Genomic DNA, 26,014 nt, shown 5'->3' with positions numbered 1-26,014 from the left:
TTCTCCCCTTCTCCTCTCCCACGCCGACACGCTTGATACCCGCGACGCCCCATGTCCTCTTCGCTTCCAAGCCCCGACGATTCTGACTCTACGTCCTCCAGGCCGCTGGGCTGGGGACAGTCCCCAGCCGTGCCCCAGGCCACCAGGGCGCAGCCGCTGCGCACCAACGCGCTGCAGGCGGCCCAAACCCCCTCCGTGCTGCGAGGTGTTCTTTTTGGAAGCATCGGCGTGCTGGTGGTGCTCGGCATCGCGCTTGCGCTCGTGCCCTGGCGACAGACCGTGTCCGGAACCGGGCAGGTCACAGCGCTCGCGCCGGACGCGCGTCCCCGTGCCGTGGAGGCTCAAATTTCGGCCCGCGTCAAGAACTGGCGGGTCACCGAGGGGGACGTGGTGGCCCCGGGCGACACAATCGCGGTGCTCGAAGACATGAGCAGCCAGTATCTAGACAACCAGTTCAGTGACCGCATTGCGGAGAGCCGAGCCAGTGAGCTCCGTAGTCTTCGACTGGAGGTGAAGCAGGCCCGCCAGTCCCTCTCACAAGCCCGGCAGAAGCGCCGGGCCGCCCGTGCCAAGGTACGGAACGCGTCCACGGGCCTGACGACAGCCCGAAAGCGGTACAGCCGCGTGAAAGCCCTCCAGCAGGATGGCGTCAAGTCGGTTCGGTCCCTCGAAACCGCTCAGCTCAAGCTGCAGAAGGCACGTACCGACTCGGTCGCCGCCGCCGCGAGCCTAGACGCTGCTCAGCAGGCAGTCGCCTCGGCTCGTCTCAACGTGCAGCAAAAAGAAAGCACGTTGGAGGCGAAACAAGCCAGGCTGAATCTCAAGCTCGAAAACGCCCAGGAGCGGCAGGCTGCCTCCATCGTGCAGGCCCCGATCGCCGGCACCATCGCTCGGATCAACCAAGTCGGGCCGGGACAGACCGTGAAGTCGGGGGACAAGCTGGCCCTCATCGTTCCGGAGAGCGATGACCGCGCCGCCGAACTCTTCGTGAGCAGCATCGGAGCGTCCCTCGTGCAGCCCGGTGAGCGCGTGCAGTTGCAGTTCTCCGGCTTTCCGGCCCTTCAGTTCTCCGGGTTCCCGAATGCCTCGGTCGGCACCTTCTCTGGGACGGTCCGCTTCGTGAATCCGGTCGACGATGGGTCGGGGCGCTTCCGGCTCCTCGTAGTCCCCGACACGTCGGGAAACCGTCCGCCGTGGCCCGGCGAAAACTACTTGCGGCAGGGAGCGTCGGTACAGGGAAACGTGCTGCTCTCGAACGTTCCCTTGGGATATGAGATCTGGCGCCGCATGAATGGCCTGCCGCCTCAGGTGTCGGTGCAGCAGGGGAAGAACATATCGTCGAAGTAGCATTTCTGGCCCTGGGAGACCGGAGCCGTTTCTACCCGCTCACCGCCAGCATCTAATGACCTTCAGCTCGCCCCCAGTAGTCCCGATCGCCCCCGCCGCTCTGCTTGCCACCCTAGTCCTAGTCGGGGGACCCGCCGTGGCGCAGCAACCGCCGGTCCCGCAGCCGAATACCTCCGACACTGCGGTCCAGTGTCTGCCCGCCGATGACTGTCCGACGGTCTCCCTTGACATGTTCCTGAAGAGGGTGCTGCGCACCAGCCCCCAAGCCCAGTCATTCCGCCTGGCCGACGACCGGGCGGCCGCTCAGTTACTTGACGCTCGTGGAGGTTTCAGTCCTCGGTTCGTTTCGGGCTACGAGTACAAGACCCAGTCCAGCAAGGCCAAGCTCAACGTGCTGCGCAGCGGCCTGCGCCAACCGCTCAACCTCCCCCTGAGCCCGACCCTGAAGGTCGACTACCGGCGTGGCCGCGGGTCCAGCATCGATCCGTCGGTGAAAACCTCCGCGGTTGGTGAGACGCGCATCGGCGTGTCGGTCTCGCCCCTCCAGGGCCTGTTTGCTGGCAAGCGCCGCGCCGCACTCAGGAAGGCTCGTCTCGCGCCGCGCCGCGCCCGCGCCCGACAGGCCAAGAAGCGGAACACACTGCTTCGAGACGCAACCTACGCGTTTTGGGACTGGGTAGGCGCACGCCGGAAGCTAGAGATTACACGCGACCAGCTTCAGCTCGCCCGACGACGTCAGGCACTGGTGACCCGCCGGGCCCGTGCCGGGGAAGCGCCTGCTATCGACAGCACCGAGGCGGCCCGGATTACGGCTGGTCGACGCGGCGCAGTCGCCGATGCCCGCAGCGCCGCTCAACAGAAGCGCATTGCCCTGACTACATTTCTGGGAGAGCGTGCCGGGGGGTCGTTTCGGTACGCCCCCCCGCCGATGCCCTCCGACTTCGCTTCGGGGACGCTCCGCACTGAGGCAGCCGTCGACACGGCTCTTGCGCGCCGGCCCGTGCTTCAAGTTCTTGCAGCAAAGCAGCGCCAGGCTCGCATCGAACAGAACCTCGCCCGTGGGCGCCGCTGGCCCGACCTCAAGTTGGAGGCACAGGCCATCTCCTATGAGGAGGGTCCTTTTAACCTGTCGGACATAAAGGTCGGATTCAAAATTGATCAACCACTGCTATTTCGAAGCGAACGGAGCGGCGCGGAGAAGGCCCAAATCAAAACGCGCAGGCTCGGCCTTAAGCGAGATCGTACTGAACAGAAGGTGGAGGCCGACGTCAAGAAGGCTGCTGTGGCCGTGCGCCAGGCTCAACGTCGACTGCAGTCGGCGCGGCGCAGCGTGAAGTTCGCTCGCCGGCTTCAGCAGGCCGAGCAGCGCCGCTTCGAAGAAGGGCAGGGCACGCTCTTCCGGCTCAACAAGCGCGAGCAGTCCCTTGCAAAGGCTCGGAAGCGACGCGTCGAGGCTCGGGTCGAGGTGCTTCGGGCCCGGGCCACCTACCGGTGGGCGACCGGCATGATCGGTGAGGCGTATGGCGCAGGGGCCCCCTGACACGCGGCTTCTTACTGCTATCGAGAGTGCTGGCCCAGTGGCCGGTTCGAGGAGCCGAGCGATCGCGAAGGACGATTCGCGTCTGCACCATCGTGCATCTTCCTCCCTGAAGGGGCCGTCCCGGAGTCACCGACCGCACTCCCTGAAGTAGGGACCTCTGTTCGCCCGCAAGGCGACGATAAAGGTGCGCTATGAGGAGTTCGGGGAGGTTTTCCGCGACGGAAAAATTCTGGGCCTCTCGCTGGTGCAGAACTGGGTCACCGGCCCCGTCCTGATGTTCGGGCTGGCCGTGCTCTTCCTGCGTGGCCATCCCGAGTACATGACCGGCCTCATCCTGATTGGGCTGGCCCGGTGCATCGCCATGGTGATTGTGTGAGACAAGTTGAATGTTGAGAACCTGTTTGGCGAGACATCTGCGGCCACCCCGGGAGTACTCGGTCGCCGCGCTCCCAGCGCTGCGACTTCGTGGATCTCGTGCAAAATGGCTTCTGCATTCGCCCGGTAGTTCCACTACAGGGCTCACTTGGGCGCCATTTTGCAGCGTCGCCCACTGTGTCTCGGCTAAGCATCTACTCGCAAAACAGGTTCTGAAGACGTGTGTCCGACTCCTGTTCACCCCACGGACGGACGCGAAGCAAGGACGGGCCACGAGCCCTCCATTCAGGGAAATGACATTGAGCGGATCGAGCCAAGCTGACGGAACTGTCCGTCCTGAATCCCCTGCAGTCACGGTCCCGCAATAAGAACCCAAAAACGCCCGCCCCGGCACGGACCTGTCGGTCCGTCCGAGACGGGCGTGAGCAGACACTCGTCGGCCGGCTCCATCCGTTCTACGGGACAACGCCCCGCGGCGAGAACCACGGGGCGCCGCCCGGCTTGCAACTGGCCGCCGAACCGCTGGGGGCAGTAGCGAACTTCTCGCGTACCCTAGAGCTGGCTCAACGCAGCTTCAAGGTCGGCCGTCGAGGTTGGCGCGACGTCGACCGTCACCGACCGGTCGCCGTTCAGCGTCACCTCTTTCGTGCCGAAGTACTGCGTGCCCTCGTCCACGCCGATGGCCACGACCGTGTACGAGCCGGTCGGAAGGTCGCCTCGAACGAACGCCCCGTTTTCTACGGAGGCGGGCAGTAGGCCGGTTGGGTTCGAGCTGTAGACGAACACGCGGAAGTTGGCAGGATCACCGGTGTATCCCGACTGATTAATCGTCAGCTCCGCGGTAGGCGTCTCATCGTTAAGTACGTCGATGTTGATAAAGCCCAGATCGCGAACTGATGTGTACCACGTCGGCTCTTCTGCCTCCCCTTCGCGCTCCAGAAACGCAGCCGACTCTTCCGAGACGGGTCTCCAATCGGGATCCTGAGCCACCGAGCTGCGGTCCGACGTCCAGAGCCGCATGCTGTTGATGTTGCCAGTGTTGGTCCGGGCGGGCATTTCCACACCAACCCAGTTGGAGTCGGGGAGGCTGAGCTCCTCGCCGTCCTGACGGGCCTCGATCCGAAACATCCCGCCTGTGATGAGTGGCTCTCCACTCGCTGTCTCCGTGGTTGCGTTCGTCTCGATCATGGACTCGGGAGAATAAATCTCCTTCAACTCTAGCGTCACTGAACCGCTGACGGGATTGCCGTTCTGGTCAACGAAGGCGTTTGCGGGAACGTGGAGCTTGATCCCTTTGTCCCCAGTCACCACCTGCCTGCTGTCGGCCGAGATGGTGAAGGACTGCCCTTCGACGCCTCGCTCCGCGAAGAAGCCATCGAGGGATTGGTAGGGCACTTGGCCCTCGGAGGGCTCGGATGCACCGCTTCCCGGGCGTAACAGGTCACACCCGGTGCCGAAGGCGAAGGTAAGCAGAAGAAGCGTGACGAGCGTAGTCGTGGTGCCCCTGAAGAGTGATCGAATGGTATCGGTAGAGGTGCGTACTTGCGTGTGCATGGTTCTTGTCATGGCCTTCAGTGAGAAGTCGTAGTGAGCAGGAAGGTCGGCGCCCCGGGTGGGGAAGCGTCCATGCCCGACGCCCCCCTCGTTCCGGGGCGCTCCTTCACTTGCTTGCACGAGAGATCCGGATCGACTTTATCACTGAGGTCCCGCCCCCTCTTTTCTTTACTTTTTCTTGACAATACAACCTCCCCCTTGCGGGCAGAACAGGATCGTTCAAATCGGGAAGGTTTCGGATATACAGGGCACCGAGATGGCTGTGAGGAGCGTTCGTTTCGGGCAGAGCCCCGGTGCAAATCTTGGATAGCAATCGGCCTGCCCCCCTCTGTGAACAGATTCGAAAGAAGACCGGGGATCTTGCCGTCGGATGATAAAAATCGGCGCGATCTGTCGTGGAAAGCATGTGGAGGGACGACCAGTATCGAAGGGGCCGGAGAAGGCTCCTCCGAGCAGTCCCTCCTCTCGCGACACGACCTGGAGCAAATACACAACCGATGCCATGTACATGCAAGCGGCCGATTCAGACGAGCCTGCTCATCTTTCTTCGATTCTCAATGAACCCGTTGAAGCCACTCTGGCAGAAGCTTTTCCCCGGTCTTTCGCCAACCATAGGCTTCCACTCGGACTTCTGATCGCCGGCATTATCTGCGTTTTTACCGTCGGATCGGGGTGCATGACCCTTGGTACCTATAACTCTCCCCAAACGACACCGGAAGGCTCGACGTCGGTTGGGGCAGGGACAGCCATCGTCGTGAACAACGAGGCCGACGACGGGTCGACCGTCACTCCTCTCCCGGCGGCTTACGGCCGAATCGGACTCGGCTCCCGCGTAGACGCAGGAATCAAGGCAGCTCCCTACGTTCTCTTTGCCGACCTCAAATACCAGCTTTTGGACCGACAAGTCGACGTGGCCGCCGATTTCGGGATCTCCTACGGAGTACCGAATACTGTGGGGGCGTATCCGGCCCTGTACGTGGGGACCGATCGGTTCTACGCCGGGGGACGACTGGCGATCATTTCCGGAAGCACCGGTTCCGAAAATACTAATTCGGGGGAGAGCTCGCTCTTCAGCGACGAGATCACCTTCAGTGGAGTCGTGCCGGGCGTGGTGGTAGGGGCCTCGATCGGAGACCAGTTTCGGGTGAGACCGGAGGTTAATGTGCACCTCCCGACCGGCGGCGGATCGCCGATGGTCCTGCCAGGGATTGGCTTCCGGTACCAATTTGGGCAGGGGCGGTAAAGAGCGGGACGCATCGAACAGGGCGGTTCGTTCGGGCCCACTCCATGGCGCTCCCGAGAGGGTTGGCTGTTCTCAGTGCCAGGTCCGTCGATACCGGCGTCGGCCTCACCCGGCAGTGGATCTGCTGGTCGCCCCTCATCGGGTCCACTCGGGCAGGCCACCCGGTGAGGAGCGATTTTGGCATCTGCCTATGGCCTCTCATCGCCGCTATGAACTGACCAACGGGCAGGTGCCCCCCTCCGTAACTGGCAACTCGTCGACCGTAGTCGGGGACTCATGGACTACTGAGGGTCGTTTGTCGAGCAGGCCGAATCAGTCGCCGAAAGACGATCATTTTCCTCTCGTTGAGTCGGAGTCTTTGCCTCAATCCGAAGAGGATCCCTCCATCTTGCCAGCCCCAATCAGCACCGATTACGCCCGAAGCCATGCACACGACACGTTCTCCTCTAGCCTGTATCGATCATCGGTCCGGACGTCTCGCCGGGACAACTGCCTTCCTCCTTCTGGCCCTAGGACTTTTTATCAATCCATCGGGCCCGCGCCTCGCCTCTGCCCAGAACCCCTCTGCCGACCGCGCGCAAAATGCCTCGCCTCCTGTCGTGAAGGGAACGCTCGTCGGCCACGACGGGGCAGCCCTCGACATCTCGCACGTCCACCTACGTCCCTATGGCGGAGAGCGAGTGCGCTCCATTTCGGTGGGCCCGGACCGGTCCTTTCGCGCCCCACTCGACACGAGCGGGGTGGTCGAGCTCCGGTTTACTGGGAAAAACCACCAGATGCAGAACACGACCGTGTTTGCGCAACCCGGCGATACCATCGGGGTTGACGTGCGGCTCGGGACGTTTCCGGTCCGGGACACCATGGACCTGAAGATAATCGGTTCCTTCAACGACTTCTCGCGCGAGAACGGAACGATTCCGATGGACCGTCGGGCGGACGGGACGTATGCCGCGTCGGTCCCCTCCCCAGGAGATTCACTGACGTACGGCGTGCTGGGGGCACGTCCCGACGGCACCCAGATGGACACGCTGGTCTACGCGGGCGATGGCAACTACCGCCCCCGCATTGCCGCTCCTGGTGACACAACTCGGGTCGTCTATGATCCGGAAGGCGTACCTCGTGGCGACACAGGCCCGCTGGTTCGGTTCCGCGACACCACCTCGACGGCCGCCCGGTACGCAGCGTTCGTCGACAGGCTGGAATCCAGGCGCGAAACGTTCAGCGACGCCCTCCAGTCGGCCGAGAACCGGGAGGAGCAGAAAACAGTCCTTGATACGTTTGACTGGTCGCCCAATCGAAAGCGGCTTGCGCAAGCCATAGAGAAGGAGCCCCCTGCAGGCATCGCGAACGCGTACCGGACCGCCTATCTCGCCAGCACCTTCGATCCGGATTCGACGGTCGCCAAGAAAGCCCTCGCCACCATTCCCGCATCGTCTCCACTGTGGGGCGGCATAGGGAGTGGCAACGCCCTCACTGACGCCATCCGCGCAGCCGGCGGGTTTGGTGAACGCGAAGACTTTGCCTACAAAGTACTCCGCGAAACCCCGGTCGACAGGGTGGAGGCCCAGGTGTTGATGGCCCTCCTCCAGCGGGCCGCCAACAGCGGCAATACAGAAAAACAGAAGCTGCTCTACTCGTGGATGGAGGCGGAGCACTCGGGCACTCGGATGATTCAGTTTGCCCGATCGCGGTACGCCCCGGGCCGGGCCATTCAGGCCGGCAAGCCAGTCCCCAGCTTCGAGGCGACCGCGCTCCGCGACACGGCAAAGACGTTCACGCCGGCCTCGTTCGACGGGCAGTACGTCCTGCTCGACTTCTGGGCCACCTGGTGCGGGCCCTGTGTCGAGGAGCTACCAACGCTCCGGAAGGCCGATTCAACCTACGGAGGCGAAGACTTTGCCATCTTGAGCCTTTCGTTTGACCGTTCACGCTCGACGGTCACGGGCTTTCTGAAGAACCACGAGATGCCTTGGAAGCACGCCTTCGCGGAGGGGGGATTCAGGAGCACGCTTGCGGACCAGTTCGAGGTCACCGGCCTTCCGAAGCCCATTCTCGTAGGGCCGGACGGCCGGATCGTGACGGCGGACAGTCATAAGCTGCGAGGAGAGCGACTCTTGAACACGCTGGCCAAACATCTCGGGCCGAAGGACGAGAAGCCGAAGGGCAAGACGTCGGGTTCGGAGTAGGGAGCCAGCCGTGTGGGGCGCAGGCCGCCCGCAGCTGCTTCGGTCTTTTCCCTGTCGGGATTTCATTGCCAACAGGGGCAGTTGCCAGCAGGTCCGGATTGTTCGAAGCTGCAAGCCTCAGGTAAAAATAGGCGCCCGCACCCCCCAAACGAGCGTAAAGCCCTCGGATTGAGGGGCCCTCTCCCTGCCATATTCGTGCACGTGGCACTGTCTTGAATTTCACACCGTCTCGCGCTCCCAAACCATGTCATCGACCGGTACAGGAAGGACCGCCGATTCCCTTCCGTGGTTCGAGAGGCTTCTGGGGAATCGTCCATTTTCTCTCGGCAAACACGACGGGCTGCCGTGATGGAATGAACTGGTTGGACCACTGGTCTTCGGCCTCCTCTGGCCAGCGTTTCTCTGCGCTCTTGGAAGCGTTCCGAGCCAGCTAGGCGGCTATCTGTCATTGGCCGGCATGGTGATGACGTTTGGCGGATTCAGTTTTCAACCTTTCGCGAGGAAGGCTCGAGGGAAGCACGGACCGCGGTCCCGGAGGTACTGGCTGATCGGATCGGGGGCGATCCTGATCCCTACGGTAGGAATCGCCGCTCTAGGAACTGGCCTGATTTTACTGTTCTAAGGCACCGCCGGTCTGTAGCGTCGCGGGAGGCCTTGAGGCAGCTCCCCTTCGGAGGCCGATCAGGGCACGCTGTTCGACGTCAGGTCGTCGCAACAACGCCACATCCCGCGTGTGGGACACCTCACGTGTCTCCGGTGCTGGGGCGGGCCCTGTGGAGAACTCGACGGAATGCTCATTCCCCCGACGAAGCTTCCAGTGGCAACTGGGAAGACCCTGGGAGGCCGTCAGCGTAGCCCCCCGCGGACCGAACAGGCATCGGGGGAGCGCGGTGCTGTACTGTGCGACTTCGCACATCGCGCCGTGCGATACCGCGCGGACCACGGAGCGTGAAGAGCCGCAGGCAAGCGCACGCGGGGGGCAGGAGCGCTGGTACGACCCTTGAACGTGCCCCATGTGGACGCATGACCTTCTTCGAGCACCGTTCTCCTCCGCCCCATGCTCAAGAGTGATCTCAGGAGCGCCCTCCGCCGTCTCCGCCGGCACGTCGGCTACACCGCCCTCCCTGAACGACACGTATTATCTGCGGGTCAATTGTCGCGCTGTTCTCGAAAGACTTCGCTCGCCTAGTCAGGATCGCAATCGTCGCGGCGGTTCCCCTGACCTACGTCGGCCTGTCGCAGTGGCTCGGCACGTTTGCCTACCACATCGATCTGGGGCCGAGTGTCTTCTTGATCGCAGGCGGGAGCGCCTTGCTGGCAGCCCTGCTGGTCACCGGGGGGCAGGCCCTTCGAGCCGCCCGCACCAATCCAGCCACGACGCTGCGCGACGAGTAGCCTTGACGCTGAGCATTTCCGTGCCCAACCTGCGGGCGACAGGGCTGGGATCCGACGAGTACAATTCCGACGACACAGGGGAGCGTGCCACCGGCCGTTTTTTGCCCTCCTTGAACCCGCCCCCAGGCAGCCAACCTCTCCCGGCCCCCCGATAAGAAGAGAGTTGCCATGAACGCAGCCATCTCTTGCGACTGGTCGCGCCAACCTGCCGGCCCGTCGCACGCCCCGAATCGACCGTGCCGCCGTCCTGTCCAATTCCCCGCGCCGACGAAGGACACCTTCCAGGGACACTCTCCAGCAGAACGGCCTCCAATAGGCGCCGGGGGCCGCTCCCGCGAAACCAATCCGATCATCGAAGCTCTAGCTTAGCCATGCCTGACAGACGCTCGCCAATATATGCTCGTTTTTCCCGTCGCTCGTTGTACCGAGGAGCGCTGATCGTTCCCCTGCTCGGGGCGCTTCTCGTGGTACTGGCCGGGTGCAGCGACAGCGATGTCCTCGCCCCGACGCCTCCCTCCCTCCAGTTCGAAGGTACCGTTGAGTACCAGAAGGTCGGGGACGCGAAGTCCTGGGTCATCGAGCGCCCGGATGGGCGCCTGTACCTGCCGGTCCGCTTCCCGGCGAAGTACAAACAGGAGGGCCTTCAGGTCAGCGTCGAGGCCGAGCGAGCCGGAATCGAGGCGCTGGGGGAAGGAGTCTACTCGGGCGTCGATCCAGAGGTGGACCTCGGCTCTGCGGAGCTGATCCAGGTCATGGAGATCAGCGTTACCGAGCAGTAGGGCATGGAGGCGGGGCGGTCGCGGAAGCCGTTCGCTAACCGTCCGGCCCCCGGTCCGGTCGAGCGACTCTGGTGGGACCTCCGGGACCGCGTGACGTTCGATCCCCACCGGACCCAGGCTTCCCAGCGACCGGAGACCCGCAGGGCTCGTCTCCTACACCGATGAAGGGGCCGCGCCCAATTGAATGTGACTCCCTCCTGAACGCCGCGGATGCACTGTCGCCACAGGCAATCGGTACGAGGTATCACAACCTCGGGCGTGTCGTATCAGTCGTCCGTCCAGGGGTTCGAAGGATTTCCCAAGCGCCCCAAGCAATGGTCTGGCCTCAGGCACCGACCGATTGCCGAGTGTGAGACAAATCTGGCAGAAGATGCGCCCATCTCCAAAGCCGTCTGAGAACGCCTTCTTGGAGATCGCCGGTGCACGCTGAGGTGGACTGGCACTACGGGTCGAAGCTGTGTCGGGGCTAACCGGCACGTGTCCAGGTCTCCGGTTGGGGAGAGGGCACTCGTGTCCAAAGTCAAATGTCCCCGACCCCAGTTCGCTGAAATGGTTGTTGGGCAGGCGTGCTGATTCTTCTGGGCGAAGGCTAGCCGATAAAACAAAACATTCCTTTCGGTTTTCGTGTTTGTGTCAGCACACGTTTTACAACCGTTTTGATTCCATGGAAACAGATGCGCTCCTGCAGGCCCTTCTCGGCGGAACGCGGCGCCGCATCGTCCAGCTCCTCCGGTCCGAAGAACGAACGGTCCGGGAGCTGGCCGACGCCCTCGATCTGACCCGAAACGCAATCCGGGCCCAGCTTTCGAACCTGAAGGGAGAGGGAATTGTGGAGATCACTGGTCGTCGCCCCACGAAGCGCAAGCCGGAGCACGTCTACGGGCTGACCGCTGGTGCTGAGGCCCTTTTTCCCAAGTCGTACGACGCACTCGTGAACGCGATCCTTGCGGCACTCGGCGAAGCCGAGTCTATCGACTTCGAGGCGGTGGTTCAAAAAGCGGCCCGCCACCTGGCAGCGGAAAACAAGCCCTACAAGCTGGAGTCTTCACCCGGTGAGCGAGTCGAGCGCGCCCGGCAGGTTCTCGAAGAAATGGGGGGGCTTCCCGAGATTACCCGGAATGGGGACAGTTACCGGATTGAAGGGACACGGTGCCCGATCACGGCGGTCGTCCAGGCCCACGGCCTCCGTGGCTGCGACTTGGCCCGGGCCCTGATTGAGGAACTGACCGAGCTTCCGGTCGAGCGGCGCTGCGAGGTGGGTGGAGAGTGCCCGCAGTGCACGTTTGTCGTGGAGGCCGGGTAGCTCCGGGCAGAACAGCTCCTCCAACGTTTTCGGAGGGACGACACCACGGAGGACGTCGCTCCGAAGGCCTTCGCGTTTAACCGCCAGCTCGACCAAAGGTCAAGTCGGTGAATGCGTCTCCAAGCTATCAGGGCACCGACTCAGCCGTTCGTCGAAAGACCGTGTCCGCGAGTGCAAATCAGGTCAGCCGTCTCTTCGTCCCTCCCTCCTTCCGATGCCGCTCCGGAGGTGCCTGGGGATTCCTCACCCGTGTAGCAGAGCCTTTTCGGGGTGGCAAATTGCCCGAGCGAGGCAGATTGCTCGTAAAGGTCGCCTACTGGCAGCGCGGTGCCGCCCGGGTGTAACCCCCTTTTCACCTCCTGAGCCAATCACCCTGGGACCGGGCGCGTAGATACTACTGCACAAAAACGAAAAATACATTTGTTTATTTTCTCTTCGGTTGCTCCACGCACTGACTTTCCTAGCTTGATGAACGCACAATACACCTCGACATCGCTTTCCTTCTTGCGCCGAGGATTTGTCTTCGGAGCCTTGCTTCTCGGGGTCGTGGCCTGGACGGGCTGCGACAGTGGCGGCTCTGCCACAAACGACCCCGTTCCGGACCAGATCACCTACGACCTGCAGGCCCAGCCCAACGACGGTGCAGCCCCGAACGGGGTGAGCGGCACCGTGACCTTCTGGCGGGCCGGCCCCGACTCCACCCTCGTCACGCTCGACCTTGACGAGAGCGCGACGGTCTCCTCGGTGTCTCACCCGGCCCACATCCACAACACCTCCGCGGAGGGAGGTGGAGACATCGAATACTACCTGAGTGCCGTCAACGGCGACAGCCCGAATGGCACAAGTGCCCGAAAGATCGGACGGCCGATCGAGTTTTTCGCCGACTTCGACGGGCACGTCAACGTCCACCAGAGCCCGGCCAACTTGGGGATCCTCGTGGCGCAGGGCAACATCGGCGCCAACGCGGAGGGACAGAGCGGCTCGGGGCTCAACTTTGTCGACGACCCTCGCGCGGAGACCTATCCCCTCGGCGCCAGAACGACCGAGGGCAGCGTCCTTTCTGGGGGCGTGTCCGGCACGGTGCGCTTCGAGGAGCTGACCAGTTCGCAGACGCTTGTTACCTACACGCTCGACACGGGCGGATCCGTTAACAGTGCGAGCGGGAACGTCGACGTGGCGCAGATCGCGCACATCCATAACAACAGCGCCGCGGAGGGTGGGGGGATCGTGAGCGAGCCCTTCTCTGGATACCTCGGCTCCATTGCCCCAACAGATCCAACCGCCCGGAGTAGCCGCGTCGTCGACGCAAGCTACGACGAGCTTACCAGCTACGATGGGTACGTCAACATCCACCAGAGCAACGCCAATGCCCAGTATGTCTTCGCGCAGGGCAATATCGGCGCCAACGCAGGCACCGGGTCTTCGCCGGACGTCACGATCACTATCGACAACGTCGGCAGCTCTGCCTGGGAGGTAACTGGCGTCGTAGGGGCCGACGGTGTGGCGCAGACGAACACGGAGAATCCGGCCCTCACCCTGACGGTCGGTACGCGATACCGGTTCGAGAACAACGGCGGCGACGACCATCCCCTGGGCTTTCAAAACGGAGACTCGGAGTATTTGCTGAACCAGAACGGATCGGGCAGCCAGGAAGACGACTCCGGAGTAAACTACCAGGAGGACAGCGACGGGATTACGTTCACCTACACGCAGTCGCTGGCCGATGCGGCGGCCTTGTACCGGTGCACCTATCACCCGTCCATGGAGGGCAACGTTCAGACCAACTAATTGAAAACGAACTAACCGAGCTGCCAGGCCACCGCTCAGCCACGCCAGCACGGCCGCCGAGCACCAGTGCCGTTGCCCCGAGATGTGCGGCATTCGAGCCGCGTTCATCTCACTATCGGAAGGTTGAGATGGTATCTCTTTTGGCAGATTGTTCCTGAAAGCACGTGCACGCCCGTCGGGGACGGCCCCCGGCCATGGCAATCTCAACACCTGCAATCTCTCTGACACTGACCTTTTGGACGAACCTACTTGAACTCATGGGCCAGATTACCCGCGCATCTGTCATCAAAACCTGGGGCATAGCCGTTCTCATCGGCTGGCTTGGATCTCAGGCGATCTCCTCGCTCGCTCCGTCGGGTTGGAACGTTCCGGCCGCCATCACCACACTGTGGCTGGTCGGGGCGCTTCTCCCCATCACCGTCTCCCTGTTTTGGGATCGTCCCACGTCGGCCGATCAGACGTTGTCCCTCGTGTGGCCAGCCCTGGGGGTGACCGGTATCCTCCTGAACTTTGGGGTGTCGCTCGGAGCCCTCCCGTCCGCTGAAACCATCGAGGTCCTCGCCTACGGGGTGCTCTGGTTTGCGGGGCCGGGCCTCGGATTTGCGATCACGGCTGCCTCGATCGACAGTCCCAGCGCGCCGGTGTACGGATGGGCCGCGGCCCTGAACTTCGGGGCGGCCCTCGCGGCGTTCGTGGCCCCCTTTGCTCTTCTCCCCGCCTACTTCATCGGCGCCGCCGTTCTGCAGGCCGGCCCGATGCTCTACGACGGATTCAGCGGATGACGGTCGTTCTGTCTACAGGGGCATGGATTTTGCCTCAGCCCGCACCGGATCGTCCTGTTCCTCTTCTTCTGAACTATCTCACGAGCCATCTTACTCACTATGGCATCTGATACCCTCAGCGCCACGCTCACTTCGATTCACCAGATGACCCCTCGGGTCAAGCAGTACCTGTTGCGGGTCGACGGACACGACTTTTCCTACCGGCCGGGCCAGCACACCGTCATCAACTTCGACCACGACGGAGACACCGTCCAGCGCCCGTACACGCCGGTCAACCTGCCGGGGACCGACACGCTGGCCCTCGCCATCAAGCGCTACGAGGACGGCACCGCCTCGACGTGGATGGACCGGCGCCAGGTGGGGGACCGGATCGGTCTCACCGAGCCGGGGGGCAACCTGTATTTGCGCGACCTGGACCGGGACGTGGTGTTTTTGTCGACCGGTACCGGCATCACCCCGATGATCGCGATGCTGAAGCAGTACCTGAGGGAGGGCAGGGGGCAGGCGGCGTTTCTCTACGGGGAGCGGACGCAGGAGGACATCATGTTTCGCGAGACGCTCGACCATCTTTCGGCGGACCACAACAATCTGCAGGTGCTCTACTCCCTGTCCGACGAGGACTGGGGCGGGCCGACCGGCCACGTGCAGACGCACCTCGACGAGGTTCTGGACGGCCAGTTTGGCGCCCCGCACTACTACATCTGCGGCATCCCGCCGATGGTGGTCGACAGCGAGGAGAGGCTCCAGGAGCGGGGGGTCGAGGACGACCGGATCATCACGGAGGGTTGGGAGAGCGACGCGGTGTAGCGGCCCATCGCTCCGAGCCCTGAATTGATCGATCACGCCCCTGCGGACTGCTACTCGACGGCCCTTCCCCACAGGCTGGACGGGATGGGGTCTGCCGGCTCGGTGCGCACAACCGCTAGCGTGCCCCTCGCCCCCAGTTTATCGACGAGCTGGGGATGGACAACATCATGTTCGGGGCGGCCGACCCGCGGGTTTCCCGTGGTGCGTCCAGAACCACGGCCCGGAGGTGAATCTTTTCGTGGACCACAGCCAGATCGTGCAGCTGGGGTGACTGCGCAGTGGCATCCGAGGCCCGCACGATCTTTTCGGCCGGGTCCACACGTTCAAGGAGTGGGCATAGGCCCGAACTGCTGGGCCGATCGGGGCAGCGGCAGCGGCCGCTGTCCCAATTTTTTCTCCGTCCGATGGGGGAAGAGGCCCGCGAGGGGCTGCGATCAAGGACCGTCTCCGGGTCTGGCGAGAGCACAAGTAGTTCTTCCGCCTGCTCCCCCCGAGGATGCACTCGTGCGTCCCATCTGCCCGTCCCGCAAACGCCCCGAGCTACAGGTCCATTTCTCCCCGAAGTCAAGCATCCGGGCGGGCGTCTCATCGGCGTGCTCGACCCGGCCGGTGGGCCCGGCCCGGAAGCCCCACGTCGAAAGGTCCTTGGGGTCGACTGGATCCAAGCGTTCCGCTGTCGGAGTCTTTACTGCATACGGGCCAGCGGCTTCTCCCCACGGGTGTCCGCACTGGAACGATACGATGGGGAACGCCGACCGACCGCAGCTGTGGTTAGGTCCTTCCCCCTATGTTTTCTGAATGTAGCTGACCCCGCACGCGGCGGGGAGAGACGCCGCGCAGCCCCGATACTGCCGTTCGCTCACTGCTTCCCTCTCATGGTTTTGCTCCCGTTTCCCCCGCTCTCCCTGGAGTGTCTTCGCGGTCGTCCTGTGCGAGCAGTCCGCTGCATCCTCATCGTCCTCATTCTGGGTCTCGCCGCACTGCCGCAGCCGGAGGCTCGGGCCCAGAACTCAGCCTCGGGCCCCACGCTCTCCGGCCTTCTTCGCGCCGACTCGTCGAGTGCAATGATCCCGGTCGTGGAGCGATTCACCGAGGACCGGAATGCGCTACGCCGCCGCTACGACGCGCAGGCCCCCGAGCGCTGGCAGCGCATGGAGACGTTCTACAAAAATTGGCAGGATAAGCTAGAAGCCGTAAACTTCGACCGGCTCGGCGTGGAAGGACGCATCGACCACGTCCTCCTCCAGAACACCATTCGGAGGGCACTCCACCAGTTGGAGCGGACGAGGCGTCGCCGCGCAGAGATGCGGCCGTACGTTCCGTTTGCGCCCACGATCACGAACCTGTTCTACAACTGGCGCGAGGGCCCCTCGATCGATCCGAGGGCCGTGGCGGACACGCTGGCGGCCCTCTACGAGGCCATCGATCAGACGCAGAAGCGGTGGAGCTCCGACAGCGCGAAGGCCGCTGCCGACCGCGTGGTCGCCTACCGGGCCGCGGAGACCATCAAGACCCTGCGCGAGCACCTGAAGACGTGGTATGAGTTCTACGAAGGATACCACCCGGACTTCACCTGGTGGGCGGAGGAGCCTTACACGAGCGTCCGCGAGCGCCTGACCGCCTACCGGACGTTTCTCCGCCGGGAGGTCGTGGGCGTGCCGGAGGGCGAGGACCGCCCGCTCATCGGTGATCCGATTGGCAAAGAGGCGCTCACGCAGGCGCTTCGTCACGAAATGATTCCCTACTCGCCCGAGGAGCTGATCGGGTTTGCTAGGCAGGAGCTCGCGTGGGGGAAGGAGAAAATGAGGGACGCCGCCCGCGAGATGGGGCACGGGGACGATTGGCGGGCGGCCCTGGAGGCGGTGAAGTCCCGTCATGTGGAGCCAGGCGAGCAGCCCGAATTGGTGAAGCAGCTCGCCAGCGAGGCGGTGTCGTTTCTCAGGAATCGCAACCTGGTGACGGTGCCCCCGATGGCCAACGAGGTGTGGCGCATGCAAATGCTGTCGCCCGAGTGGCAACGGATTGCGCCGTACTTTCTAGGCGGTGAGGTCGTCCGCGTCGCGTATCCGAAGAAAGAGATGTCCCACGAAAACAAACTCATGAGCCTGCGGGGCAACAACCGGCACTTCTCGCGGGCCGTCGTCCACCACGAGCTCATTCCGGGGCACCACCTGCAGGGGTTCATGACCGACCGGTATAACGCCCACCGGGAGCTGTTCTCAACGCCGTTTTGGGGAGAGGGCTGGGCACTTTACTGGGAGATGCTGCTCTGGGACCTGGACTTTCCCCGCTCGCCTGAGGACCGGATCGGGATGCTCTTTTGGCGCAACCACCGGGCGGCCCGCATCATCTTCTCGCTCCGCTACCACCTGGGAGAGATGACGGCCCAGGAGGCCGTGGACTTTCTGGTAAAAGAGGTGGGGCATGAGCGGGCTAATGCCGAGGCCGAGGTGCGGCGTTCCATCATCGGCACGTATCCCCCCTTGTACCAGGCGGCGTACATGCTGGGGGGCCTCCAATTCCGGGCGCTCCACGAGGAGATGGTCGAGAATGGTCCCATGACCAACCGGGCCTTCCACGACCGCATTCTGAAGGGCGGACGCATGCCCGTCGAGATGGTGCGTGCGCGGCTTCGCGGCGAGCGGATTCCAGCGGAGTACGAGCCCGGCTGGCGCTTTTACGACGGTCCGCCGGAGGAGTAGCCTCCGCTCCAGGACCACGTTCCGGCCCTGCGACCTGGGAGCGTGGGAAGCAAAATCCGGAACCCATATGCTCCATCTCCAATACGCTAAGGCATTGGATGCTGGACAGCGGGCGCCGAAACGGCTCACACGGGCCTCGCAAGCTTTCTAATGGCGGTCGACAGCATAGAGGCTGCGCCTACGGTCGCCTGCACGAGGCAGCAGGTCGCTGCGAAGACGCGGTGGAAGGCTACGATGAGTACGAAGCTGTGAGAAATGACGGGGAGTTTGCCATCGCTACGGACCTCGCCCACGGACATCTCCTCTCACCACAAAGCACTCACTGTCCGACCAACGATCAGGAGACGACGCGCAGGCGAGAGAGGCTTACAGGCGCGCTCTCGGGCTCTACCCTGCTCACCCGTACGTGAACTTCCACTACGGTCGATACCTTGCGGGGGAGAATGAGGCCGGGCAGCCTCAGTCTCATCTTCGCTGTGCTACAGAAGAATCTGGACCCGCCGACCCTTCGTTTGTGCGGACGCAAAAAGCCCATGCGCTGCTGGATTTCCTGAGCGGAGAACCACTCTAAATGCTGTGCGGCTTCCGAAGCGATTCCGAAAGCCAGGAGTTTGCAGCGACCTTGAGGAGCCCACCTCCACTCCGTCTGAGCGTTGAACCGTGAACGCTGCAGGGCTGCAGTATCTGCCAATCACGGTGTCCCGGACGAAGATACATTAGAGATGTATCCACGAGGAACTCTCGATATCGGCTGGAGCGACCTGGCGTACGGCTTGGTGAACGTTTTTCGCTCGGAGACCCCACGCCCGCTTAGGGGCTCCAACTGGTGCCGCGACAATGCACTGGTCTGCTTGTCGGTTCGCAGCGGCCTGGACCTGGTCCTCCAGGACCTCGACCCTCCTCAGGGGAGCGAAGTGATCATGTCGGCGATCACGATTCCGGGCATGGAACGGATCGTTCGGAAACACGGGCTCGTCCCCGTTCCGGTGGACCTTGATCCCGATGCGCTCGAGCTCAGGCAGGAGCAGCTCGAGGACGCAGTAAGCTCCAGGACCTGTGCAATTCTGTACGCTCACTTGTTTGGGAGTCGGGGGGACCTGGAGCCGGTCGTGGACTGTGCCCGGCGTCACAATCTCTTCTTGATGGAGGACTGTGCACAGGCCTACTCGGGAGACGAGTCCCCGATCCCTCCCGGGGTGGACGTCAGTCTGTTTAGCTTTGGTCCGACCAAAACTGCTACCGCACTCGGTGGTGCCGTACTGTTGGTCCGTGACTCCGGCCAGCGACAGCGGTTAGAACAACTCCAGGACTCCTATTCTCCGCAGTCCCACTGGGCGTTCTTCAAGCGCGTATTGAAGTATTGTTTTCTCAAAATCTTGGCTACCCCCACCGTATTTGGATTGTTTGGGTGGTTGTGCCGGCTTGCGGGAACCAACCACGATGACGTCATCGCCAACGCGACTCGTGGCTTCTCCGGAAAATGGACGATCGAGCAATTTCGCAAGCAGCCTTGCGCTGCGTTGCGTTTGTTGCTGGGCCGCCGGCTCCAGCAGAGCCATCGGAGTCGGGTCGAGAAACGAGTCCAGCATGCCCAGAAGATCATTGGAAAACTGGCGGAGGATCGTTTCCCCGGCACGGGAGCCCGTGACCATGCACATTGGGTTCTCCCGTTCGCCAGTGATGCCCCCGAAGACTTGGTGGATAAACTTTGGGACCACGGGTATGACGCTACGAAGAAGGGGTCGTCTTTGAGAGTAGTTGCCCCTCCAGAGTCACCCGATGCTCCCCCGCTCCGGAATTCCCGGGAGCTTCTCCGGCAGGTTGTGTACCTGCCAATGTACGACGACATGCCGGAGAACGCAATTCAGGAGCTTTGTGATATCATCACAGAGGAGGAGATGGGCGAAGGGCAGCCCTGAGACAGGGATGCTGCGCTGGGCACGCCCGCGAGGGCTGAGTTGCTCATCCCCCCTGTCAGGCGCAGGCTGCTCCCCCTACATCAGGGACCTGTCGGGTCGGGAAGACTGGGACGTTGACTTTCGCTTCTCTCCACAGAGGGCGCGACCGAGGGGGCCCTGGCGTTCCCTGTCTGGACCCTCAATCTCATTCTTTCCTTCGGCACCGCCGAGGGCAAACCCGCCGGGCTGATCGCCGTGGAGACGTGTGAGGCGGCATCCGCCTGCCTCAGCGGCAATGCCGCCACAGACAGGATCGCTTACGGCAGTGGAAATGCGTAGAGCCGGCCGCCATCGCTGGTCCCCCCGCTCGGCTCCTTGACGGCAGTGGCAATTAGCAGGCCCTCTTTCGGGAGGACCCCGAAACTGAGTCCGAAGACTCCTCCCTCTTGGGGACGGGGCGGCACGAACCGTCGGAGGACCGCCTCTCTAGGGGCTTCTCCGCCAGCGAGCGCCGCCCCGTCAGAGGTAAATCCGGCCAGATAAGCTGACGCCACCAACTGCTTCAATCTCTTGAACGGCCACGTCCGGCGTACCGTCTCCATTCACATCGCCAACCCCCCTAACCGCGCCACCGAAAATATTTCTTGCGGACGGGCTCGGTGAGGCGAACGACCGGATCACTGACCCGTCCGCACCACTGATCAGATGGGCCCGCCCTGCCAATTCCCCGTCGACGGACTCCCCGGACGCGCCGACCACCAGATCGGGCGTCCCGTCCCCGTCCACGTCCGAGACAAGATCGGTAGAGCCCCCGAACTCTCCACCGTTCTCTGGATTGGGCGGATCGACCGCTCGAACAAGTGCCTGTTCGGTCCCGTCGGTGAGAGCGGCTCCACTGAAGAGATAGACGCGCCCGGCGTCGGCCACTCCGGCCCCATCCCGGCCGGGGACCGCATCCATGAAATCGCGGGCGCCGTCCCCATCCACATCCGGAATTGACCGGAGCTCTCCAAACGCTTCTCCCTGCTGGGGATCCGGCGAGACGAGCGTATCCACCACCCCGCCATCGGTCCCATCGAGAAGGTAGGCCCGGCCGGCTCCGGGAAGCTCAGCGGCGCTCTCCCCAGGAGCCGACACAAGCACGTCCGGCACGCCGTCTCCTGTACGATCCCCGACCCCTGTTCCGCGACCGAAAAATCCCTCGTCCTGGAGTTCTGGGCTTTTGCGGCTCCAAAGCGTCGACCCGCTGGCCCCACTCAACAGACGCGTCCGGCCCGCGTCCTCGAGCGTCCCAGACCGAGCCCCAGGCGTCCCGATCAGTAGGTCGTCCTCCCCGTCCGCGTCGACATCGCCGACGTTGGCCGTCTCGGGCCCAAACGACTCCACCGGCGAGAGCTCCTCCGGACGGAGAGCCCGGAAAACTCTCCCGTCGGCCCCACTGATCAAGTGCACCCGCCGCGGCTCATTAAGGGTCAGGCCCCCTGCCGCCAGCTCCGAGGTCCCATCTCCGTCGAGATCACCGATTGGTTCGGCCGCACCAAATATTTCGTTCGAGCCCTGCAGGTCCCCGGCCCCTAGGCTGTACTCGACCGTCGGGCGGGTGTATTGGATCCCCTCAGATGGACTGCTCTCGGCGGCCTGGTCCTCACTGGTTTGAAGGGCAGTTACCCGGTAGTGGTAGGATTGCCACGGCTCGGCGGCGTCGTCGAGGTAAGCCGTGCCCTCAACCGGGTTGTCGTTGACCGGCGTCCGGTCCTCAACCGAGCGAATCGAGTCGGTCGCCCGATAGACATTATACCGGAGTTGGCCGCCGCTGCCGACGGAGTCAGGAGCGCTCCACCGGAGTCGGATGCCGCCACCGCCGGAAGAAGTCTCCGTAACCGCCTGGAGATCTGATGGCACCGACGGGGCCGTAGGCGCGGGCCCGGACATCTCCGAGCCAGAGTCGCAGCCGCAAAGCACTGCTCCTGCGAGCAGAAGAAGAAAAATTCGGTAGGGTCCCGCGTCGGTGCGTCGGAAGAAGAGAGAAGCTGGGAGCATGGAATAGCCCGGACTGGAACTGTTTGCCAGATTACAACGGAGCACAGGTGCGTGGAAAAACCTGCGCGTTTCGCGCAGTGTTACTGGAGTCCAATGATGACGCTGGAGGGGGGACGAAGATGTTACTTTCAAATGCCCGATCCAACTTCGTTCTTCTGGCCGATTTTTGGAAGCCGATCCAACAGAAGATCCCCCGCGGAAACTCAAAGAAGCAGGGAGCAGCGTGCCAGGAGTGAAGCCAGGGCACTGCCGGGGCCCAGCGGTACTTCGAGGAGCTCTCTGGCACGGGCTCTGATTTGAGGAGCATTTTTTCCGACAGCCCTCAGTCCGTCCTCGAATCCCCTACTCCCATAGAAACCGCCCGCCCACCTGGATCACCGCACCGTCGAACTCGATGCGGCCACCGCCCGTGTCCAGGACCCTGTCGACGTAGACGGTTTCCCTCATCTACTCGTCGAAGAGCATGTTCTTCGTAAAGCGCTCGATTCCATAGTTCGTCCCGATGCCGATCTCGCCGAGGCAGCACGCCTCCGCGTCGGCGAGGGCTCGGGCCGGTCTACTCGCAGGGCATGCCCGTTCTCCACAGGAGACGATAGCCCGAATGGTGGTGTCGAAGGGGCTATCGCCTCGATCAGCCCCTCCCGAACGAACTTCTCTGCACGAACCAGATCGTCAGCGGCCGCAGTAGTGCGCCGTGCAGGGGAGTCGACCATGGGCCAAGTTTGCCGTCATGTCCTTGCTCTGGGCGCAACTGCTTCAGCTGTGTAGCTGCCTCAGGTCGTGGCCTTTCCGGTTCCGGTCTTCGCAAGGGCCAGTCTACCTCCTCGCCTGGAGACTCCGTTGGAGGCACGCCCGAGGAGTTGGATGTCCGGTCCGACTGAGATAGGGACGTAGGCCGCTCCTGCCTCCAAGCATCCCTCGCTGAGCCCTTGCATCCCCTTGGCCCGAGAGTCCTACGGTAGCTTCTTGATCAGATCTGTCGCTGCCCGGAAATAAAACCGCGCCCGATCGGCCTCGATGGTCGTAAATTCGCTCTCCTTCGCCGATGCACGGGCCGAGGCCGTCCACACCGGCTGGGCTCTCCCTGGCGCCCAGACCCGACCGACCACCCGGGCCTGCTTGCTCTTCATCGCCTCGACCTCGTCGGTGACCACGTTGGTCTCCGCCTCCGCCTCGCTCTGGAACTGCCCGGCGGAGAGCTGAATCAGGTAGCCCGCCCCGAGGGCTTCGAAGACCTGACCGAGGGCCTCCTGGTCCATCATGCCGGTGCTCTGGTAGCCGCGGAGGGCATTCTGGTAGGCATCCACGAGCCCTTCCTCGTTGAGCGTCGACTGGACCTCTCGGGGCCCGACGACCTCCAGCCCGCCGCGCGCCTGCAGGGTGCTGTCGATGGCCCTGCCGATCGCCTGCCGGGCAGCAGGGCCCTTGCCGGTTGGGGGCAGGACCGCGACGGTTGTCCCACTTGGAAGTTCCCGGAACCCGTCGGCCCGGCTCTGGACCCTGGCAGACGAGTTGACACCTGCGGCACAGGCTGCAATTACGCCCAGGAGGACCAGGAGCATGGCAAGTCGGGCGTAGCCTGTAGCCCTGAACTTGGAGAGCGGCATGGGAGAGAGGAAATTCGTGAAGAGGGAATACAGCTGAGAGTCAGACCCCTGAAGACGCAAGTTGCAGAAGAAGCGACCCACGGGAAGCGGCCCGAGAGAGCAAGAACGTGGGAGCGCAGAGCCCAGAAGAGACAAGATAGGTCAAGGGTGTCCCCACGTCGATGCTCCGATGTCCCCCAGCGCTAGACTTTTGCTTTCTGCTCTACCGGGCCTATCTGTGCGCTTCTACTCTGCCCGGCCCATCTGTTCCAGCCAGCGGTCTCCGCGGCTCTGGATCCGCATGCCTCTGGTAGCCCCTAAGCCTGAGACTAATTTCGGCAGACGACTCCCCCCTGCGGGAAACCGTTCGTCAGAGAAGATCGTCGATGAGCAGGCGAAGATAGAAGCCGCCGAGCGTCGAATCAGGGCCGCCGCTGAGCGTCGACCCGCCGGAAAGCTCCCAGTCGCTACTGAGGGCCGGAAGGGCGTATCCTGCCTGCACCCCGAGCCGGGCTTGCCCGTCCGGTCCGGTAAGCTTGTAGTCCGCCCCAGCACCAATCCGCGCGACGAGGCTCCCCCGAGCGAGCGTGGCGCTGCGGCCAGGGTCGCTTAGCACCCCCTCGAAGTTCGATGCCTCTCCGGAGGCCCCGATGTCGAGCAGGGCTGCCTCAACCCCGATACCGACCTCCGGATAGACCCGAAGCCTCTGGGTCGGGCGGAACGTGTAGCCGAGAGTAGGCATCAGACGGAATCCAGCAAGCGACACGTCTCGGCCCTCAAAGCCCTGGCTCGGCGAAAACATCCCCGTGACTTCTGCTCCAATGAACCACCGGTTCCCGATGGCTCTTCGCCCCCCAATTCCGATGGAAAGTATCTCAGAGCCGAAGGTCGGATACCCGGCATCCTCCAGTCGGCCGTTCAGCGAGCCCAGATCGGCAAATTGCGTCCCAACGGCCAAAAATCCAGATTCATCGCTGTCATTTTCAGCCTCTTGCTTTGCCGGGGCGGCCGTCGGGGAGCTGTGCCTCATGCCCGAGCCGCGATCCTGAGCCAGGGCTGTCGCAGTTGAGCCTGCGTACAGAAGCAGCGCTCCGCCAAGGACGAGAGAGGTAAGAATTGCCTTCACGTGCACGGTCTTGCTCATTTGCATAATCTGCAGTCGTTCTATCCAACGTTCCAACATGAGTGAGTAGGCCCTGAATGCAGGATCTTCTGGAAAACCTCTGCCTTCTGAGAAATCCTCATTTTCCGGGGAATCCCCCCAGGATCCGTGGTGGCAATGACCGCGAGTGCGTGGCGATTCGGGGGGTTCGATGAGACGCGTTTGTGGATCGATAGAGCGGAGTTGCCCTTCGGTGAGCGATCGGTCGGGGAGTCGCGGAGAGGAAACCGGCCCTGTCTCTTCAAGCCAACCAGGACCTCGACGGTCGGGCTGCTGTCGGCTTTAAGATTTGCCCCAAAATCCGGGGCCGCGGCGGACACCTCCGGTCAGAAGCTGGTGCAGTTCGCCCAGAGGATTGCCCCGGTTGTATGAGTTCGGTCCCTCCTTTCCACTCAACCCTTCTCTTCGCAGGGATCTCAAGGATAGCGTACGCCCCATTTAAGGACTTATGGGCCACTGCTCGCTTCCCCTCCCTCAACAAACGACTCCAACTCAGCACGGGAGAGCGTGCCGACGTGGCGCCGGACCTCCTCGCCGTTTTCGAAAAGGATCAATGTGGGAAGCCCGTTCACGCCATGCTCTTCGGCGAGGTCGCCGTGGGCACCCGTGTTCACCTTTGCCAGGAGGCACTCCTTGCCACTCGATTCGGCGAACTCCTCAAGGAGTCCTTCCATCATCAGGCACGGGCCGCACCACTCGGCCCAGAAGTCGACGAGCACGCGGCGTCCACTGTCGATAAGGCGGCTGAGCTCTTCCCCATCGACATCGAGGGGCTTATCGGTGGGGACATCCGGCCGAGAACCAGAGCTGGCGGGCGCCTTCCCGGTTTCGCCCACAGCTGGATCCTCTCCAAGCCTGCGCGCCAGCGCCGCGAAGGGCCACCGGGCCAGCGCCACGACGTTGCTCAGAAGCACCACCCCGACGAGAAGGGCGCGGCCGGCCCACCGAAGCGGGAGCAGGCGGCGTCGGCCTTCGGTACGGTCAAGCCACGCTTCAAGCGCACTTATCGTCTCGACCAGCCGGTCGGTATTCATCTCGGCCATGTCGGTCACAGGTGAGTCCACGCGGGCAAGTCCGTCAGGAACATCGATCCCGGAGAACGCCTCGGGAGGCGATAGGCCCCCCTGCTCCGAAGTTCAAAAGCGTCTCTCAAGAGCCTCATCTACTAAGAGCCACCCCCGAAGGTCAGCCGCACGAACGGACCCTGCATGGACGCGTCGAGCCCGCCGGCGAAGTTCCCATTCGTGTCGACCGACTCCCCAGCCGGGAAGAGGTATCCAGCCTCGAGCCCAACCAGTAGGCTTCCGCCCCCCGAGGTCCTGACGCGGTATTCGAGCCCTCCCCCCAGTCGCAAGAGGAACGCACGCGTGTCATACGAGGCCCCCTGGCTCGGATCGTCGAGCGACCTGTCAAACCTCTGGGTGTCCTCTCCAATCTCCACGTCGAGATTCCCCGCGCCGAAGCCGACCTGCGGATAGACGTAGAGCTGGGGGGCCGGGCGGAAGAGAAAGCCGACCGTAAACAGCC

The 26,014-nt window shown here is 63.2% G+C and carries 16 protein-coding genes and 2 pseudogenes; 12 read left to right on the top strand and 6 right to left on the bottom strand.

Annotation, left to right across the window (positions count from 1 at the left end; translation table 11 throughout):
* The first annotated feature begins 51 nt into the window (after nt 1-51).
* The 3 genes and pseudogenes from ABEL04_RS00870 to ABEL04_RS00860 all read left to right on the top strand — a co-directional run.
* On the top strand, nt 52-1,347 hold the full coding sequence (locus tag ABEL04_RS00870; RefSeq protein ID WP_375800482.1) for an HlyD family secretion protein: 1,296 nt from the start codon (nt 52-54) through the stop codon (nt 1,345-1,347).
* 55 nt (nt 1,348-1,402) lie between these two features.
* Complete coding sequence (locus tag ABEL04_RS00865) at nt 1,403-2,887, top strand: TolC family protein (protein ID WP_375800481.1); 1,485 nt, start codon at nt 1,403-1,405, stop codon at nt 2,885-2,887.
* Nucleotides 2,888-3,068: 181 nt separating this feature from the next.
* Nucleotides 3,069-3,260, top strand: a pseudogene (locus ABEL04_RS00860) (arsenic resistance protein); the annotation flags it as partial.
* A 554-nt stretch (nt 3,261-3,814) separates the two neighbouring features.
* Here the strand turns inward: ABEL04_RS00860 and ABEL04_RS00855 are convergent.
* A complete protein-coding gene (locus tag ABEL04_RS00855; RefSeq protein ID WP_375800480.1) occupies nt 3,815-4,816 on the bottom strand; it encodes a hypothetical protein in 1,002 nt (333 codons plus the stop codon).
* A gap of 676 nt (nt 4,817-5,492) precedes the next feature.
* On the opposite strand from ABEL04_RS00855, the gene ABEL04_RS00850 reads away from it, so the two are divergent.
* From ABEL04_RS00850 to ABEL04_RS00810, 9 genes are all read left to right on the top strand, one after another.
* Nucleotides 5,493-6,059, top strand: a complete 567-nt coding sequence (locus ABEL04_RS00850; RefSeq protein WP_375800479.1) for a hypothetical protein — start codon at nt 5,493-5,495, stop codon at nt 6,057-6,059.
* A gap of 425 nt (nt 6,060-6,484) precedes the next feature.
* A complete protein-coding gene (locus ABEL04_RS00845; RefSeq protein WP_375800478.1) occupies nt 6,485-8,245 on the top strand; it encodes a TlpA family protein disulfide reductase in 1,761 nt (586 codons plus the stop codon).
* A gap of 1,766 nt (nt 8,246-10,011) precedes the next feature.
* Nucleotides 10,012-10,419 (top strand): hypothetical protein, encoded by a 408-nt coding sequence (locus ABEL04_RS00840; RefSeq protein WP_375800477.1) that lies wholly within the window; start codon nt 10,012-10,014, stop codon nt 10,417-10,419.
* 664 nt (nt 10,420-11,083) lie between these two features.
* Nucleotides 11,084-11,722, top strand: a complete 639-nt coding sequence (locus ABEL04_RS00835; protein ID WP_375800476.1) for a helix-turn-helix transcriptional regulator — start codon at nt 11,084-11,086, stop codon at nt 11,720-11,722.
* Nucleotides 11,723-12,190: 468 nt separating this feature from the next.
* Nucleotides 12,191-13,510, top strand: a complete 1,320-nt coding sequence (locus ABEL04_RS00830) for a hypothetical protein (protein ID WP_375800475.1) — start codon at nt 12,191-12,193, stop codon at nt 13,508-13,510.
* A 257-nt stretch (nt 13,511-13,767) separates the two neighbouring features.
* Nucleotides 13,768-14,292, top strand: a complete 525-nt coding sequence (locus ABEL04_RS00825) for a hypothetical protein (protein ID WP_375800474.1) — start codon at nt 13,768-13,770, stop codon at nt 14,290-14,292.
* Between the two features lie 99 nt (nt 14,293-14,391).
* Nucleotides 14,392-15,099 (top strand): ferredoxin--NADP reductase, encoded by a 708-nt coding sequence (locus ABEL04_RS00820; RefSeq protein ID WP_375800473.1) that lies wholly within the window; start codon nt 14,392-14,394, stop codon nt 15,097-15,099.
* 875 nt (nt 15,100-15,974) lie between these two features.
* Nucleotides 15,975-17,801: a DUF885 family protein gene (locus tag ABEL04_RS00815; protein ID WP_375800472.1), complete on the top strand. Its 1,827-nt coding sequence runs from the start codon at nt 15,975-15,977 to the stop codon at nt 17,799-17,801.
* A 722-nt stretch (nt 17,802-18,523) separates the two neighbouring features.
* Entirely contained in the window at nt 18,524-19,720 is a 1,197-nt protein-coding gene (locus tag ABEL04_RS00810) for a DegT/DnrJ/EryC1/StrS family aminotransferase (protein WP_375800471.1), read from the top strand.
* A 498-nt stretch (nt 19,721-20,218) separates the two neighbouring features.
* Here ABEL04_RS00810 and ABEL04_RS00805 read toward each other — a convergent pair whose 3' ends face one another.
* From ABEL04_RS00805 to ABEL04_RS00785, 5 genes and pseudogenes are all read right to left on the bottom strand, one after another.
* Nucleotides 20,219-21,739, bottom strand: coding sequence for a hypothetical protein (locus ABEL04_RS00805; RefSeq protein WP_375800470.1), 1,521 nt, complete (start codon nt 21,737-21,739; stop codon nt 20,219-20,221).
* Between the two features lie 953 nt (nt 21,740-22,692).
* Nucleotides 22,693-23,346: a hypothetical protein gene (locus tag ABEL04_RS00800; protein ID WP_375800469.1), complete on the bottom strand. Its 654-nt coding sequence runs from the start codon at nt 23,344-23,346 to the stop codon at nt 22,693-22,695.
* A 349-nt stretch (nt 23,347-23,695) separates the two neighbouring features.
* On the bottom strand, nt 23,696-24,469 hold the full coding sequence (locus tag ABEL04_RS00795; RefSeq protein WP_375800468.1) for a hypothetical protein: 774 nt from the start codon (nt 24,467-24,469) through the stop codon (nt 23,696-23,698).
* Between the two features lie 464 nt (nt 24,470-24,933).
* Nucleotides 24,934-25,530: a thioredoxin family protein gene (locus ABEL04_RS00790; protein WP_375800467.1), complete on the bottom strand. Its 597-nt coding sequence runs from the start codon at nt 25,528-25,530 to the stop codon at nt 24,934-24,936.
* A gap of 122 nt (nt 25,531-25,652) precedes the next feature.
* Nucleotides 25,653-26,014, bottom strand: a pseudogene (locus ABEL04_RS00785) (hypothetical protein); the annotation flags it as partial.

Origin of the sequence: Salinibacter sp., from assembly GCF_042218895.1 — a bacterium.
GTDB lineage: Bacteria > Bacteroidota > Rhodothermia > Rhodothermales > Salinibacteraceae > Salinibacter.
The sequence above is the reverse complement of the archived record's forward strand: the minus strand, read 5'-3'. Positions and strand labels throughout refer to the sequence as shown.

Excerpts from the sequence above, each read along its gene's own strand:
- ABEL04_RS00870 (WP_375800482.1), top strand. The coding sequence starts at position 52 with ATGTCCTCTTCGCTTCCAAGCCCCGACGATTCTGACTCTACGTCCTCC.
- ABEL04_RS00865 (WP_375800481.1), top strand. The coding sequence starts at position 1,403 with ATGACCTTCAGCTCGCCCCCAGTAGTCCCGATCGCCCCCGCCGCTCTG.
- ABEL04_RS00855 (WP_375800480.1), bottom strand. The coding sequence starts at position 4,816 with ATGCACACGCAAGTACGCACCTCTACCGATACCATTCGATCACTCTTC.
- ABEL04_RS00850 (WP_375800479.1), top strand. The coding sequence starts at position 5,493 with ATGACCCTTGGTACCTATAACTCTCCCCAAACGACACCGGAAGGCTCG.
- ABEL04_RS00845 (WP_375800478.1), top strand. The coding sequence starts at position 6,485 with ATGCACACGACACGTTCTCCTCTAGCCTGTATCGATCATCGGTCCGGA.
- ABEL04_RS00840 (WP_375800477.1), top strand. The coding sequence starts at position 10,012 with ATGCCTGACAGACGCTCGCCAATATATGCTCGTTTTTCCCGTCGCTCG.
- ABEL04_RS00835 (WP_375800476.1), top strand. The coding sequence starts at position 11,084 with ATGGAAACAGATGCGCTCCTGCAGGCCCTTCTCGGCGGAACGCGGCGC.
- ABEL04_RS00830 (WP_375800475.1), top strand. The coding sequence starts at position 12,191 with ATGAACGCACAATACACCTCGACATCGCTTTCCTTCTTGCGCCGAGGA.
- ABEL04_RS00825 (WP_375800474.1), top strand. The coding sequence starts at position 13,768 with ATGGGCCAGATTACCCGCGCATCTGTCATCAAAACCTGGGGCATAGCC.
- ABEL04_RS00820 (WP_375800473.1), top strand. The coding sequence starts at position 14,392 with ATGGCATCTGATACCCTCAGCGCCACGCTCACTTCGATTCACCAGATG.
- ABEL04_RS00815 (WP_375800472.1), top strand. The coding sequence starts at position 15,975 with ATGGTTTTGCTCCCGTTTCCCCCGCTCTCCCTGGAGTGTCTTCGCGGT.
- ABEL04_RS00810 (WP_375800471.1), top strand. The coding sequence starts at position 18,524 with ATGTATCCACGAGGAACTCTCGATATCGGCTGGAGCGACCTGGCGTAC.
- ABEL04_RS00805 (WP_375800470.1), bottom strand. The coding sequence starts at position 21,739 with ATGCTCCCAGCTTCTCTCTTCTTCCGACGCACCGACGCGGGACCCTAC.
- ABEL04_RS00800 (WP_375800469.1), bottom strand. The coding sequence starts at position 23,346 with ATGCCGCTCTCCAAGTTCAGGGCTACAGGCTACGCCCGACTTGCCATG.
- ABEL04_RS00795 (WP_375800468.1), bottom strand. The coding sequence starts at position 24,469 with ATGAGCAAGACCGTGCACGTGAAGGCAATTCTTACCTCTCTCGTCCTT.
- ABEL04_RS00790 (WP_375800467.1), bottom strand. The coding sequence starts at position 25,530 with ATGGCCGAGATGAATACCGACCGGCTGGTCGAGACGATAAGTGCGCTT.